Here is a 15,117-nt window from a genome sequence, read left to right as displayed (position 1 = left end):
ACGGAGTTCATGACGTGGCCCGCCCACCCGCACTGAGCTCCGCCGCTCGGGTGTACCGCCGTATCGTCCCGCTGCCGGTGCGGTCCGTCGCTGCCAACCGTGTGACCCCCGGCGTCCGCCGGAAGGTCAAGCGGAGCCTGGTCCGCACCCTCGACCGGCGCGAGGCGCGCCTGCACCGGCGTGCCCTGCGGCGCATCCGCAGGTCCGACTTCCGGGGTGTCTCCGAGCGCCGGATCAAAGCCCCCGACGGCCGGATCGCCCACGTCCACAGCGGTCTTACCGCGGACCTCGCGAGGCGCCTGGACCACGACCTGATCGCGCACGCCCTCGACCGGGCGGAGATCCCGTGGTTCGCCGTGCCCGCACTCGACGACCGGCGGATCTGCTTCGCCGTGGAGCAGCAGGACAAGGGGCAGCTCCGCAGGGTCCTTCGGGCACTGCTGGAGGAGCACACCGGCTACGTGGTCTCCGCCTCCCCGGCCAACAACGAGACCAGGACCGTCCCCGGCAGCCATATGAAGGCGTGGAAGCACTACGGCAAGGCCAAAGTGATCCGCATCACCTGGCTCCGCACCGATCCTACGCAGAATCTGTGGGTCGGCGACGACCAGGGCGTGGAGATCGAGTTCTGGACCGTCAACAACGCGCTGCCCGTCGAACGCCTCGTCGGGCCGCGCCCCAACCGTGTCCAGCGGGTGGTGCCCCGTGACGCCCCCGGCGTCGAGATCGGCATCGAACGGCTCTCGGGCTACTCGGACATCGACGGCGACATGGACCCCACCGTCACGCTGGAGAACTTCGACATCCCGCGCCTGGAGGAGATCACCTTCCCCGTGGACGCGGTCATCCCCTGGCGGCACGACACCCCCTGGGGTGAGGAGCTGCTCCGCGCCGCACTGAGGTCTCTGCACCAGTACGCCCCCTGGGTGGACGTGGTGCACATTCTGGAGCAGGCCCCGGCCCCCCGCTGGCTGAGGTCGGCCGACCACCTCTCCGTGATCCAGGCGGGGCCGGACGCCGAGATGTGGCTGCACCAGCTGCCCGACCTCTCGGACCGGTTCCTCCTGATGCGCCCCGGCGCCGTGTTCGGGCGGCCGGTGCGCCCCTTCGACTACTTCAGCCCGCACGGCGGAGCCCGGCCGCGCCGCGGGCCGTGGACGGCCGAGGAATCCTTCGCCCCCTGGACGGCCACGGCCCACGCCGCCACCGGACGGGCGGCCGGCCACGGCTACGCGCCGGGCCCCCAGCCCTACACCCGCTCCGCCCTCGTCGGTCTGGCCGCCTCCGGGTACGCCCCGGAGCAGCCCCCAGACGCGCAGCTGGCGCCCGTCCTGCCGCTCACCCACCCGGCGGACGGCCTGACGCACCACTTCGCCCGCACGGCGGGGCTCGCCGACCCCGCCGGGGAGGCGACCGTCGCGCTCCACGCGGCGCTTCCGGGCATCCGACGCCACCTGGACCGGCTCCTGGTGCGCCGGGACATCCAGCAGATGCAGCTGTCCGGGCTCGGCGCCGAAGTTTCCCTGAGCCGTGGCGGCACCGACGCCGTCATCTCCTTTCTGCACCGTTACTTCCCCGTCGCGAGCCCGTTCGAGCTCGATCCGGGACCATCAGAGGACCCGGACAAGCGCACGTGAGCATGGGCAATCCCGAAGCGTCCGCCGCGGTCGGGGTATACCGCACCCTCGTACCGACCTCCCTCAGACGCCGTGTGGCACGCCGGGTACCGATCCGGCTCCGCGCGGCCCTCAAGGGAGCGCTGCGGCGTACGCACCACCTCACCGCGGTCGTCCGTGCCGTCCGCGCGGCCCGCGCGCGGCGTCGCTGGCCCCAGCTGTTCGGCGGACAGGAGCGGCTGGCGGTGCTCCCCGCCCACGGCGCGCAGATAGCGCTCGTACGCCCCACCGTGTCCCCGCTCGGCCTGCGCGAAGCCAATCTGGAACTGGTCGTCTCCTTCCTGGAGGCGGCCGGTATCGACTACTTCGCGATCCGCGGGCAATCCGACTTCCGTTCCGTCCTGGCCGTCGCCGCACACGACCGGGCACGCGTCGTCGGCCTGCTGGACCGTACCCGGAACACCGGACCCGTCTACGCCGTCGCGTGCCGGGGGGAGGCGGCCAGGGGCCGGCCCGCCCTGTGCGGATCGTCCCGGGCGCGCAGGATCGCCGGCGAGGCCGCGGTCCTGCGCCTCGGCATGGTGTGGAGCGACCCGGGCAACAGCCTGGTGCTGGGGCTGGAGTACGGCTGCGACCTGGAGTTCTGGGAGGCGGACGAGGACGGCCGTCTGATCGCCCCCCGCCCCAACCGCGTCACCGAGGACGTCTCGCCGGCCGAGGGGCGGGTCAGCGCGCCCGTCAGCAGGCTCACCGGGTTCGCCGCCCTGCACACGCGCCGGACCCGCTCGGTGCGGACCATCGCCGCTTGCGCCGAGCCGCTTCCCGAGGACGTGCGCTTCCCCATCGACGTCGTCTACACCTGGGTGGACGGCTCCGACCAGGAGTGGCGGCGCCGCCGAGAGGCGTTCGGCGACCGTGGTTACCACGCGGAGGCCGCCAACGCGGCGCGCTACATCAGCCGGGATGAACTGCGCTATTCCCTGCGGGCGTTGGAGCAGAACGCGCCGTGGGTCCGCCATGTCTACCTGGTGACCGACCGGCAGCGGCCGCACTGGCTCAATCTCCGCAGCCCCCGGATCACCGTCGTCGACCACTCCGAACTCTTCGCGGACCCCGCGGCGCTGCCGACCTTCAACTCGCACGCGATCGAGAGTCAGCTTCACCACATCGACGGGCTGTCCGAGCACTTCCTGTACTTCAACGACGACATGTTCCTCGGCTGCCCGGTCACCCCGCGCGACTTCTTCCTCTCCAACGGGATGACGCGGACGTTCCTGTCGCCCTCCCAGGTGCCGCGCTGGGAACTCAGCGGCGGCGACCGCCCGGTGGACGCGGCGGGAAAGAACAACCGCAGGCTCCTCCTGGAGAACTTCGGCTCCGCCATCGTGCAGAAGCTGCGACACGCCCCGTACGCCCTGCGACGCAGCGTGCTGTACGAGATCGAGCACGAGTTCGCCGAAGCCCACCGCGGGACCACCTACAGCCGCTTCCGCAGCCCCACGGACATCTCCATCCCGTCCTCGCTGTACCACTACTACGCGTACTTCACGGCGCGCGCGGTGCCCTCGGAGATCAGCTTCGCCTACCTGGACCTGGCGAAGCCCGAGATCGCGCGTCGGCTGGGCATCCTGCTGGCCCGACGCGACCGGCAGGCGTTCTGCATCAACGACACCTTGTCGGACACCTTCGACGTCGGACGGCAGGCGGCCATGCTCAGCGACTTCCTCCAGGCCTACTACCCCGTCCCCAGCCCCTTCGAGCGGAAGGACGCCGACGTCCGATGAAGATCTCCTTCCTGATCAACAACATCTACGGCATCGGCGGTACCAACCGAACCGTCATCAACCTGGCCGAGGCGCTGGCGGTGCGCCACGAGGTGGAGATCGTCTCCGTCTTCCGTCGCCTGACCGCCCCCAAGTTCGAGATCTCGCCCCGCATCAGGGTGCGTGCCCTGGTCGACCTGCGCCCCGGCGCCGCCGACCGCGCCGCCCCGGGGTCCGACGAGCCGAGCGAAGTGGTTCCGCGCCAGGAGGAGTTCTACGCCCAGTACAACCGGTTCACCGACCGGCGGATCATCGACGACCTGGCATCGACCGATGCCGACGTCGTCATCGGCACCCGGCCCAGCCTCAACCTCTTCGTGGCCTCGTACACTCGCGACTCCGCCCTCCGCGTCGCCCAGGAGCACATGACGCATCTGGCGATCCCGCCCGCGGTGCGTGCCGAGATGGCCCGGGTGTATCCGCGCCTGGACGCCGTCACCACGGTCACGGAGGCCGACGCCCGCTCCTTCCTCGCCAACACCCCGGTGCCCGGCCTCCCTGTGGTCGGCATCCCCAACAGCGTGCCGCGGCCGGTCGTCCCCCCGGCGGACGGCACCAGCAAGGTCGTGGTCAGCGCCGGCCGCATGCACCACATCAAGCGGTACGACCTGCTGATCCGCGCCTTCGGCATGATCGCCGACGAGTTCCCCGACTGGCAGCTGCGCATCTACGGGGACGGGGGCGAGGCGGCGAAACTGCGCGGACTGGTGACCGAACTCGGCCTGACGGGCAGGGCCCTGCTGATGGGCGGCTTCTCGCCGATCGAATCGGAGTGGGTCAAGGGCTCGATCGCCGCCGTCACCTCCAGCGCGGAGTCCTTCGGCATGACGCTCGTGGAAGCCATGCGCTGCGGTCTGCCCGTCGTCTCGACGGACTGCCCGGTGGGGCCGCGGGAGATCCTCCGGGACGGCGAGGACGGCCTCCTCGTCCCCACCGGGGACGCCTCCGCGATCGCCTCGGGGCTGCGTCTGCTCATGGCCGACGGCAACCTGCGCCGAACCATGGGGGAGGCCGCGCTGCGCAACTCCGCGCGCTACGACCCGGACGTGGTCGCCGCCCGCTACATCGAACTCTTCGAGGACGCGGCCCGCCGGCGCGCCTCCGCGGACCGCGACTACCGTCGGCCCGCCGCGCCGCGCACGAGCGGGCCGGAGCGGTCGACCGTTCCGCCGGTCTCCATGAGAGCGGCCACGGTCGACGTCACGACCGACGAAGCGGGCCGGCTGAGGTTCGCCGTACAAGGGCCGCACGAGGACAAGCACCGCTGGCAGTTCGTACTGCGACACGGCGCCGCCGGCGCCGCAGCCCTGCCGGACATGGAGCTGCCGACCGTCCGTACCCAGCAGGACAACGGCGGCACGCTCTACAGCGCGGAGCTTCCGGCCTCGGCCCTCGACGCCCTGGGGGACGGACGCTGGAAGGTGACCATGCGCTCGGCCAGGTCGGAGAACGTCCATATGAAGGCGGGCATCCGGGACACCCGCTCCCTGATCGACGCCCGTGCCCGGCTCGTGGCCTGGCCCACGAGCGCTCCGATCGGCTGGAACCTCCCGTACGCGCAGCCGAACGGCAAACTGATGCTGCGCACGGTAATGCGCCGGGAGCACGTCGAGTGCACCTCCATCGACCTGCACGAGTCCGGGATCACCGTCACCGGGGTGCTGTGCGGAGAACGGGAGATCAGGCCGGGTGCGCGCTTCGTCGTCAGCCGGCGTGGTCAGCACATGGTCAACCACACCGTTCCGGTCGAGGTCCTGAGCAGCAGGGCCTTCCGGGTGGAGGTGCCTGTCCGGTACGTCGTCGACCACCGCCTGGAGCGCTGGGAGGACTGGGACTGGTGGCTGCAGCCGTACCCCGATCAGTGGAAGAAGACCCGTGTGTGCCGGGTGCTCGAAGACTTCCCCGACGTCAAGAGCGCCTATCCCTACCCGCCCGTGGCGTTGGCGGGGGTTGAACAGTCGGATTACGTCATGGTCCATCCGGCCCGACCGGTATGGGTGCGCCCCTACTGCTCGGTGTCCGGAGGCATGGCGATGAACGTGGTGGACCGATGAACCGAGTGAGACCTTCCCTTCTGCACATCGTCGCGCACCAGGACGACGATCTGTACTTCATGAACCCCGACCTGGTCCGTTCGCTTCAGGAAGGACACGCGATCACGACCGTGGTGGTGACCGCGGGCGAGGGGGACGGCATCAACGTCGACACCAACGATCCACAACGCCGGGCCCACCAGCCGGACTTCATCGGCTACAGCACCGCGCGCGGCTGCGGTCTGCGTTCCGCCTACGCGCGCATGGCGACCGGGGACCGCACCAGTCCGTGGCGCCGGGAGCCGGTACAGCTGGCGCCCGGCTTCGTCGTGGAACGCTTCACCCTGCTGGCACGCGACACCGTGCGCATGTACTTCTGCCAACTGCACATGGGAGCCCCCGCCATGGGCGGCGAGCGCACCCGCGTACACCAGTTGTGGGAGGGCGCCATCCGGTCGCAGGCCACGCTGCCGGTGCGGGGCTCCACGATCGACGAGGTGCAGCACGTCTCCCGCGAACAGCTGATCGTCGGCCTGGCCGCCCTGCTCGACGAGGTCCGCCCGACCGTGGCGCGGGTGATGGACCCCGACCCCGAGCACGACGGCGGCAAGGACGGATTCGTCATGTCCGACCACGCCGACCACACCTCCGTCACCCAGTTCGCCCTCGCCGCGCTGCAGCGTCACCGGGACGCGGGGCACGCGCCCGTCGTCGAGCACTACCGCGCGTACGCCAACCGCTTCTGGGGCTACAACCTGGACGCGGTAGCCGTGGCCGAGAAGGCCGAATACCTCGCCACGTACGCCGGCCTGGACGCCACACACTGCCCCCAGGGGACCTGCGATCGGTGCGGAGACCGGCAGTTGGGCGCCAACCCCTACCGCAGCACGCACATGATGAGCAGTGCCTACCGCTACTCGCCCCCCGCCAACTGGTTGCGGCTGGGGCCCGGCGACAGGCTGAACGCCTTCGCGGTCCTGGGCGGACGGCTCGCCTTCTGGACGGAGACGGGCCCCGCCTCCGGCGTGTGGCGCGGCCCCTTCGTCCTCGGCGACGGTTGGATCGCGCCCACCGTCGCGGTGACGGGGGCGCCGGGCGGTCCGGCCGAACTGGTGGGGCTGCGAAGGAACATGGTGGCCGGAGGCGCGGTCACCGTGGACATCGTCCACACGGTGCAGGACCCCGACGGCAACGGTTTCGCCGGCTGGCAGTCCCTGGAGAACCCGGACTGGACGCACGGCGACGGGCGCCGTCAGCGGGAGCTCGGAGTGCCCTCGGCCGCCGTCGACGGCGAGGGGCGGCTCCACGTCTTCGCCCGGAACTTCGCCCAGGGCATCAGCATGCGCCGCCGGAACGAGAGCGGCGTGTGGGAGCCCTGGGAGAACCTCGGCGGCTCCTTCCTGCAGGACGCCGGCATCGCCATGACCACCGAGCAGGGCACGGTGGAGCTGTACGTCCCCGGCAAGGACACGGTGAGCCGCTGGCACCAGACCTTCCTGGGCGGCCCCTTCGTCCAGGACACCACGCTCAAGACCGGCAGGGTCGCGACCGGCGGCGTCAACGCGGTGGACTCGGGCGGCGGCCGTACCTGCCTCTACTACCGGCAGGCCGCGACCCAGCAGGTCATGGCCTACCGGCAGCATGAGAACGGCAGTTGGCCCGGCGGCGGCGCGAGTCTCGGCACCAGTGGCGGCACGGGGGCCGTGGCGGCCCTGTGGGCCCCCGAGCGAGGCGCACGGGAGGCGTTCCTGGCGCACCGCAGCTCCGGAGGGAGACTCGCCGTCTCCTTCCCGGTCCCCGACCGGGACGCCTCCGGCACCCACTGGCGTGAGTCGGGCGAGATGTTCACCCACGCCCCGGCCATGGCGTACGACGCCGCGGGAGCCGTCGTCGTGGCGGTCGTCGGCACCGACGGCCGGCTGTGTTTGCGTCGACAGCTGTCGCCGGTGGTGGGCAGCGCGCTCGGCCCCGCCTTCCACGCGGAACAGTCCTGAACGGCGTGGGGGCGTGGTGGGCGGCCCGGTCCGGAAAGGGACGGGTGGTGGGGGCCGCCGTCGTGATCCTGGCGGTCGCGGCGGCCCTCGTGGTCGGGATGCTCGCCTGGGAGGGGCGGGAGAAGTCCCCCGCCCCGGGGGAGGTCCGGGTTCTCCACTACAACCTCTGCGGGGCGGCCGCCGTGTGCCCCTGGAACGCCGGAGGGTCCGGCTCCGGCACCTCCGTCGAGCGCGTGGTGAGCGAGGCGTCCGCGTTCGAACCCGACGTCATCACGCTCAACGAGGTCTGCGAGACGCAGTACCGGGCGCTTCTGGAACTGCTGGAGAAGGCCGGTCGGCGCATGCACGGAACGTATGCCTCGTCCCAGGACAACGTCCCCAACTGTGGCCCCACCGGCGCATTCGGCACCGCGGTCCTCAGCCGAGGGCCCATCGTGGGCGAAGAGCCCGACTACCGGCCCTTCGCCCACACCGGAGACGAGATGTACACCAACGCGGGGAGGACGGTTCCCGTCCGGCGCGGGATCCTCTGCGCCCCCACCCGGGTCGCCCGGAAGTCCCTGCTCGCGTGCACGGCTCACACCTATGCCAAGGCCCCCGAGCAGCTGCGGGAGATCAGGGACCGGTTGGCGGAGGGTTCCGTGCCACGGAAGGTCCCCGTTCTGCTCGCCGGGGACCTGAACCTCCAGCCGAACGAGCCCGCGCTGGGATTCCTCTACGCCCACCCCTCCGGGGACGGTGACAAGCCCGGCGGACGGTTCCGGGAGGGCGACGAGACGGACCGCGCCTGGTTCTCCCAGGGATCGACCGGGGGAGTGGTGTGCACGGGGGGCGAGCCCGAGCGGTGCCGCAACGGCGAACCCACCGCCGACGACCGGAAGATCGACTATGTCTTCGCCGACACCCGTCACTTCTCCGGCGGGCACAGCGACGCGAAGATGTTCGAGGAATCCGATCACGCGATGGTGACGGCGGTCTTCTCCCTCGCCCCGGACGCCTGACCGGCGGCGGGGGCGCCGGGGCTTCGGGAACGGCTCCGGCCCGTACATGACGGCGGGCCGTACGGGAGATCGTCCCGTACGGCCCGCCCTCCTTCACGCCGCGTGAGCTACGCGGGCACGCTCGCCACACCGCGCTCCAGGAACGGCTTCCCGTTCACCCGCTGGGAGACGCCCTCGCGGTCCAGGTACGGCGTGATGCCGCCCAGGTGGAAGGGCCAGCCCGCGCCGGTGATCAGGCACAGGTCGATGTCCTGCGCCTCGGCGACGACGCCCTCGTCCAGCATCAGGCCGATCTCCTGCGCCACCGCGTCGAGCACGCGGTCGCGGGTCTGCTCCTCGGTGAGGACGGTGTCGCCCTGCTTGAGGAGGGCGGCGACCTCGGGGTCGAGGACCGGCGCGCCGGAGTCGTAGAGGTAGAAGCCGCGCTTGCCGGCCTTCACGACCGCCGCGAGGTTTTCGGAGACCGTGAAGCGCTCCGGGAAGGCGCGGTTCAGGGTCTCGGAGACGTGCAGGCCGATGGCCGGACCGACCAGCTCCAGGAGCACCAGCGGGGACATCGGCAGGCCGAGCGGCTCGACCGCGCGCTCCGCGACCTCGACCGGGGTGCCCTCGTCGATGACGTTCTGGATCTCGCCCATGAAGCGGGTGAGGATGCGGTTGACGACGAACGCCGGGGCGTCCTTCACCAGGACCGCGGTCTTCTTCAGCTTCTTCGCCACGCCGAACGCCGTCGCCAGCGAGGCGTCGTCGGTCTGCTCGCCGCGGACGATCTCCAGCAGCGGGAGGACCGCGACCGGGTTGAAGAAGTGGAAGCCGACGACCCGCTCGGGGTTCTTCAGCTTCGACGCCATCTCGGTCACCGACAGCGAGGAGGTGTTGGTGGCGAGGATCGCGTGCGCCGGGGCGACCGCCTCGACCTCCGCGAACACCTGCTGCTTGACGCCGATCTCCTCGAAGACGGCCTCGATGATGAAGTCCGCGTCCGCGAAGCCCTCGGCCTTGTCGAGGACGCCGGAGACCAGGCCCTTGAGGCGGTTGGCCTTGTCCTGGTTGATGCGGCCCTTGCCGAGCAGCTTCTCGATCTCGGCGTGGACGTAGCCCACACCCTTGTCGACGCGCTCCTGGTCGATGTCGGTGAGGACGACCGGGACCTCCAGGCGGCGCAGGAACAGCAGCGCCAGCTGCGAGGCCATCAGACCCGCGCCGACGACGCCGACCTTGGTGACCGGGCGGGCCAGGCTCTTGTCCGGGGCGCCGGCCGGGCGCTTGCCGCGCTTCTGGACCAGGTTGAAGGCGTAGATGCCGCTGCGCAGCTCGCCGCCCATGATCAGGTCCGCGAGCGCCTGGTCCTCGGCGTCGAAGCCGGCGGACAGGTCGCCGTCCTTGGCCGCCGCGATGATGTCCAGCGCGCGGTACGCCGCCGGGGCCGCGCCGTGCACCTTGGAGTCGGCGACGGCCCTGCCGCGGGCGACGGCCTGGTCCCAGGCGTCGCCGCGGTCGATCTCGGCGCGCTGAGGCGCGACCGAGCCCTTGAGGACGTTGGCGGTCCAGATCAGCGACTGCTCCAGGAAGTCCGCGCCTTCGAAGATCGCGTCCGCGATGCCGAGGTCGAAGACCTGCTCGCCCTTGAGCTGGCGGTTCTGGTTGAGCGAGTTCTCGATGATCACCGAGACCGCGCGGTCCGCGCCGATCAGGTTCGGGAGCAGCACGCAGCCGCCCCAGCCGGGGACCAGGCCGAGGAAGACCTCGGGCAGCGAGAACGCCGGGAGCGCCTTGGAGACGGTGCGGTAGGTGCAGTGCAGACCGACCTCGACGCCGCCGCCCATGGCCGCGCCGTTGTAGTACGCGAACGTCGGGACCGCGAGGCCGGAGAGGCGGCGGAAGACGTCGTGGCCGCCCTTGCCGATGGCGAGCGCGTCCTCGTGGCGGCCGAGCAGCTCGACGCCCTTGAGGTCGGCGCCGACCGCGAAGATGAACGGCTTGCCGGTGACGCCGACACCGGTGATGGCGCCGTCGGCGGCCTCCTTCTCGACCTGGTCGATCGCGGCGTTCAGGTTCGCCAGCGACTGCGGTCCGAAGGTGGTCGGCTTGGTGTGGTCCAGGCCGTTGTCCAGGGTGATGAGCGCGAACCGCCCGGCGCCGTACGGCAGGTCCAGGTGGCGTACGTGCGCCTGCGTGACGACCTCGCCGGGGAACAGCTCGGCCGCACCCTTCAGAAGCTCAGTGGTGGAGCTCACTTGTCGCCTCCGTCAGCGTTGAAGTGGGGGTTCTCCCAGACGACCGTGGCGCCCATGCCGAAGCCGACGCACATGGTCGTCAGGCCGTAGCGGACCTGGGGCTGCTCCTCGAACTGCCGGGCCAGCTGGGTCATGAGGCGGACACCGGAGGAGGCCAGCGGGTGGCCGTAGGCGATCGCGCCGCCGTACTGGTTGACGCGGGCGTCGTCGTCGGCGATGCCGTAGTGCTCCAGGAAGGCGAGCACCTGCACGGCGAACGCCTCGTTGATCTCGAAGAGGCCGATGTCGTCGATGGTCAGACCGGCCTGGGCCAGCGCCTTCTCGGTGGCCGGGATCGGGCCGTAGCCCATGACCTCCGGCTCCACACCGGCGAAGGCGTAGGAGACCAGGCGCATCTTGACCGGGAGGCCCAGCTCGCGGGCGACGTCCTCGGCGGCGAGCAGCGAGGCGGTGGCGCCGTCGTTGAGCCCCGCGGCGTTGCCGGCCGTCACACGGCCGTGGGCGCGGAAGGGGGTCTTCAGACCGGCCAGCGACTCCATGGTGGTGCCGGGGCGCATCGGCTCGTCGGCGGTGACCAGGCCCCAGCCCGTCTCGCCCGCCTCGGCGTTGGTGCGGCGCACCGAGACCGGTACCAGGTCCTGCTGGATCTTGCCGTCGGCGTACGCCTTGGCGGCCTTCTCCTGCGAGCGCACCGCGTAGGCGTCGGCGCGCTCCTTGGTGATCGTGGGGTAGCGGTCGTGCAGGTTCTCCGCCGTCATGCCCATGAACAGGGCGGACTCGTCGACCAGCTTCTCCGACACGAAGCGCGGGTTGGGGTCCACGCCCTCGCCCATCGGGTGGCGGCCCATGTGCTCGACGCCACCGGCCACGACGACGTCGTACGCGCCGAAGGCGATGGAGCCGGCCGTCGAGGTGACGGCGGTCAGCGCACCCGCGCACATGCGGTCGATCGAGTAGCCGGGGACGGACTGCGGCAGACCGGCCAGGATTCCGGCGGTGCGGCCCAGCGTCAGCCCCTGGTCCCCGATCTGGGTGGTCGCGGCGATGGCGACCTCGTCGATCTTCTTGGGGTCCAGGTCCGGGTTGCGGCGCAGCAGCTCCCGGATGGCCTTCACGACGAGGTCGTCGGCGCGGGTCTCGTGGTAGATGCCCTTCGGGCCCGCTTTGCCGAACGGGGTGCGGACGCCGTCGACGAAGACGACGTCCCGGATGGTACGAGGCACGATGGCTCTCCTCCAGGGTGCGGGATGGCACTGCTGCGGGGCACGCCACGGGGGCGCGCCGCCTGCCATCATGCTACTTGCGGGTAACCAGACTGCCCACCCCCCACGGCCGGAGCGTCGAAGGTCACACCGTCCGGCGCATGGCCACCGCGATCGGTCCGGAGGCGCGGACCGTCTCACGGGCGAACCGGACCGGGCCCACCCCCAGCCGCCGCAGCGCCGGACCGTGGTCCACGGCGACCACCAGGCAGGCCGCGGCCACGGCGGCACGCCACAGGGAGGTCGCCAGCAGCCGCACCGGCGAGGGCAGCGGGCGCAGCGCCCGGCGCAGCCGGTGGCAGTGGAAGGGCACGTGCCGCTCCTCGTCCGCCAGGACGCGCCCCGCCACCTCCCGCGTCAGCGCGTCCTCGCCCCCGTCCCGCAGGGCCCGGTAGTAGCGCAGCGCGACCACCTCGGCGACCATGAGGACCAGCAGCTCCAGGCGGAGCCCCAGCGCCCGGCGCACCGTCACGAAGATCCGGTCGCTCCAGTGGGAGGCGATCAGCGGCGCACCGCCGGAGGTGAGCAGAAGCGCCAGCAACCTGGCGTGATTTCGCTCCTCCGCGACGAACATCCGCACCGCCGCCGCGTACTCCGCGTCACCGGCCGCCTCCGCTTTGGTGATCAGCTCCGCCCCGTCGCCGTCCTCGCCGACCTGGAAGCGCTGCACACTCCGCCGGATCGCGGGGTGCAGCGGCACTCCGGTCCGCCAGTCCGGATCGCCCCGCTCCGCGCGCTCCCGCAGCGCTGTCTCGAAGACGCGTATCCAGTCGCCGTACCCCGTGCTCGCCATCCCCGCCCCGTCCTTCCCGTGAGTTCTGAGGTCCTCGTGGCTCCAGGGAGCCCCGCGGCCGCCGCGGCCCCCGCGGCCCGGGACCAAGTCGAACACCCCCCGGCCGGCTGCCGGGGGGTGTCCAAGGGGTGTGCGCGGGGTCAGGCGGAGGCCGCCAGCGCCCGGACCAGGAGCGGGGCGACCTGCTGGATCTGCCAGTTCCGCGCCCCGTACCCGGCGAGGGCGTCCTCGACCGCGCCGGGCGTCAGGATCTTCGGCGGCTCCCAGCAGATCCGGCGCACGGTGTCCGGGGTGATCAGGTTCTCCTGGGGCATGTGCAGGCGTTCGGCCAGCTCGGAGACGGCGGCGCGGGCGGCCGAGAGGCGGGCGGCGGCGGCCGGGTCCTTGTCGGCCCAGGAGCGCGGGGGAGGCGGGCCGGCCGGCTGCTGGCCGGGCTGCGGCAGCGCCGTCTCGGGCAGCGCCCTGGCCCGGTCCACGGCCGCCTGCCACTGCTCCAGCTGGCGGCGTCCCGTGCGGTGGCCGAATCCCGGCAGTGCGCTCAGCGCCTGGACGTCGGCCGGCAGCGCGAGCGCGGCCTCGATGATCGCGGCGTCGCCGAGGATCTTGCCGGGGGAGATGTCACGCCGCTGGGCGACCTGGTCGCGGGCGGTCCACAGCTCGCGGACGACGGCCATCTGGCGGCGGCGGCGCACCTTGTGCATGCCGGAGGTGCGGCGCCAGGGGTCCTTGCGCGGCGGGGCGGGGGGCGCGGAGGCGATGGCGTCGAACTCCTCGCGGGCCCACTCCAGCTTGCCCTGCCGCTCCAGCTCCTCCTCCAGCGCGTCGCGCAGGTCGATCAGCAGCTCCACGTCGAGCGCGGCGTAGCGCAGCCAGGGGTCGGGCAGCGGACGGGTGGACCAGTCGACGGCGGAGTGGCCCTTCTCCAGCGCGTACCCGAGGACGCTCTCCACCATCGCGCCGAGGCCGACGCGCGGGAAGCCCGCGAGCCGCCCGGCCAGCTCGGTGTCGAACAGCGAGGTGGGGGTCATGCCTATGTCCCGCAGGCAGGGCAGGTCCTGGGAGGCCGCGTGGAGGATCCACTCGGAGCCGGTCAGCGCGGAACCGAGGCCGGAGAGGTCGGGGCAGCCGACCGGGTCGACCAGGGCGCTGCCCGCGCCCTCACGGCGCAGTTGGACGAGGTAGGCGCGCTGACCGTAGCGGTACCCCGAGGCGCGTTCGGCGTCGACGGCCACCGGGCCGGTGCCCGCGGCGAAGGCCGCGATCACCTGGGCCAGGGCGTCGTCGGACGTCACCACCGGGGGAATGCCCTCGCGTGGTTCGAGCAAGGGGATCGGCGCCGGGGCGACGTCGTCCGGGGGAGCGCCCCCGGTGGTTCGCAGTGAAGTGTCTGCTGCGGTCTCTTGGGCGTCGGTCACGTGTCAAGGGTATCTGTGTATGCGCGGAGCCCGTCGACGGAACGTTCCGTCGACGGGCGGGCATGCGCGTATTCCGGCCGAAGGCGCCTCGGGGCACGTCTCGGCGGGGTGGGGTCAGTGGATGATGCCCGTCCGCAGGGCGACGGCGACCATGCCGGCCCGGTCCCCGGTGCCGAGCTTGCGGGCGATCCGGGCGAGGTGGGACTTGACGGTCAGGGCGGAGAGGCCCATCGAGACGCCGATGGCCTTGTTGGACTGGCCTTCGGCGACCAGGCGGAGCACCTCCACCTCGCGCCCGGACAGTTCGCGGTAGCCGCCCGGGTGGCTCGGGGAACCGGGGGGCCGGCGGTGCATACGGGCCGCGTTGGCGCCGATGGGGGCGACGCCGGGGCGGCCGGGGTGGCCGATGTTGGTTCGGGTGCCGGTGACGACGTACCCCTTCACCCCGCCCGCGAGGGCGTTGCGAACGGCGCCGATGTCGTCGGCGGCGGAGAGGGCGAGACCGTTGGGCCAGCCTGCGGCGCGGGTCTCGGACAGCAGGGTCAGCCCGGAACCGTCGGGCAGGTGGACGTCGGCAATGCAGATGTCGCGCGGGTTGCCGACGCGGGGACGTGCCTCCGCGATGGACGACGCCTCGATGACGTCACGTACTCCGAGGGCCCACAGATGGCGGGTGACGGTGGAACGGACGCGCGGGTCGGCCACGACGACCATGGCCGTCGGCTTGTTCGGGCGGTAGGCGACCAGGCTTGCGGGCTGCTCAAGGAGAACGGACACCAGGCCTCCTGGGGGAGTGGCGGGACGGGCCGGCTCGGGGAGTGGAACCGGGGGCGAACCGTGCTTGAAGGGTCATTGACCTCTTCGGCAGCGGGCCCGTCCTCCTTTAGGGAAAGATCGCGATTTGGTGAGTAACAATTCGGGCAAATAGGACGCGCGATCGATT

The 15,117-nt window shown here is 71.8% G+C and carries 10 protein-coding genes; 5 read left to right on the top strand and 5 right to left on the bottom strand.

What is annotated here, in order from left to right; genetic code table 11:
* Positions 1–14 precede the first annotated feature (14 nt).
* The 5 genes from ACH4K1_RS06020 to ACH4K1_RS06000 are packed head-to-tail and all read left to right on the top strand — an operon-like array spanning position 15 to position 8,467.
* Positions 15–1,637, top strand: a complete 1,623-nt coding sequence (locus tag ACH4K1_RS06020) for a sugar phosphotransferase (protein ID WP_398087069.1) — start codon at positions 15–17, stop codon at positions 1,635–1,637.
* Entirely contained in the window at positions 1,634–3,400 is a 1,767-nt protein-coding gene (locus ACH4K1_RS06015) for a stealth family protein (protein WP_398087067.1), read from the top strand. Before ACH4K1_RS06020 ends, ACH4K1_RS06015 begins: the two co-directional genes overlap by 4 nt.
* The gene (locus ACH4K1_RS06010) at positions 3,397–5,493 is read left to right on the top strand and encodes a glycosyltransferase family 4 protein (protein WP_398087066.1); all 2,097 of its coding nucleotides are present in this window, start codon (positions 3,397–3,399) and stop codon (positions 5,491–5,493) included. Before ACH4K1_RS06015 ends, ACH4K1_RS06010 begins: the two co-directional genes overlap by 4 nt.
* 5 nt (positions 5,494–5,498) lie before the next feature.
* Positions 5,499–7,466, top strand: coding sequence for a hypothetical protein (locus ACH4K1_RS06005; protein ID WP_398087065.1), 1,968 nt, complete (start codon positions 5,499–5,501; stop codon positions 7,464–7,466).
* Positions 7,467–7,513: 47 nt separating this feature from the next.
* A complete protein-coding gene (locus ACH4K1_RS06000; protein WP_398087063.1) occupies positions 7,514–8,467 on the top strand; it encodes an endonuclease/exonuclease/phosphatase family protein in 954 nt (317 codons plus the stop codon).
* Positions 8,468–8,574: 107 nt separating this feature from the next.
* On the opposite strand, the gene ACH4K1_RS05995 is transcribed toward ACH4K1_RS06000, so the two are convergent.
* The 5 genes from ACH4K1_RS05995 to ACH4K1_RS05975 all read right to left on the bottom strand — a co-directional run bounded on the left by ACH4K1_RS05995 (position 8,575) and on the right by ACH4K1_RS05975 (position 14,951).
* A complete protein-coding gene (locus tag ACH4K1_RS05995; protein ID WP_398087062.1) occupies positions 8,575–10,704 on the bottom strand; it encodes a 3-hydroxyacyl-CoA dehydrogenase NAD-binding domain-containing protein in 2,130 nt (709 codons plus the stop codon).
* Positions 10,701–11,927: an acetyl-CoA C-acyltransferase gene (locus tag ACH4K1_RS05990; protein ID WP_228988873.1), complete on the bottom strand. Its 1,227-nt coding sequence runs from the start codon at positions 11,925–11,927 to the stop codon at positions 10,701–10,703. Before ACH4K1_RS05990 ends, ACH4K1_RS05995 begins: the two co-directional genes overlap by 4 nt.
* 124 nt (positions 11,928–12,051) lie before the next feature.
* Entirely contained in the window at positions 12,052–12,759 is a 708-nt protein-coding gene (locus ACH4K1_RS05985; protein WP_398087060.1) for a ferritin-like domain-containing protein, read from the bottom strand.
* A gap of 140 nt (positions 12,760–12,899) precedes the next feature.
* Positions 12,900–14,174, bottom strand: coding sequence for an HRDC domain-containing protein (locus tag ACH4K1_RS05980; protein WP_398087058.1), 1,275 nt, complete (start codon positions 14,172–14,174; stop codon positions 12,900–12,902).
* 114 nt (positions 14,175–14,288) lie between these two features.
* The gene (locus ACH4K1_RS05975) at positions 14,289–14,951 is read right to left on the bottom strand and encodes a response regulator transcription factor (RefSeq protein WP_018491682.1); all 663 of its coding nucleotides are present in this window, start codon (positions 14,949–14,951) and stop codon (positions 14,289–14,291) included.
* Positions 14,952–15,117 lie beyond the last annotated feature (166 nt).

It is taken from the genome of Streptomyces sp. NPDC017448, assembly GCF_044330565.1.
Lineage (GTDB): Bacteria > Actinomycetota > Actinomycetes > Streptomycetales > Streptomycetaceae > Streptomyces.
This window is presented reverse-complemented; position numbering and strand designations above follow the sequence as displayed.

What these genes read in the sequence shown, in the direction of transcription:
- ACH4K1_RS05985 (WP_398087060.1), bottom strand. Translation starts at nt 12,759, where the DNA reads ATGGCGAGCACGGGGTACGGCGACTGGATACGCGTCTTCGAGACAGCG.
- ACH4K1_RS06010 (WP_398087066.1), top strand. Translation starts at nt 3,397, where the DNA reads ATGAAGATCTCCTTCCTGATCAACAACATCTACGGCATCGGCGGTACC.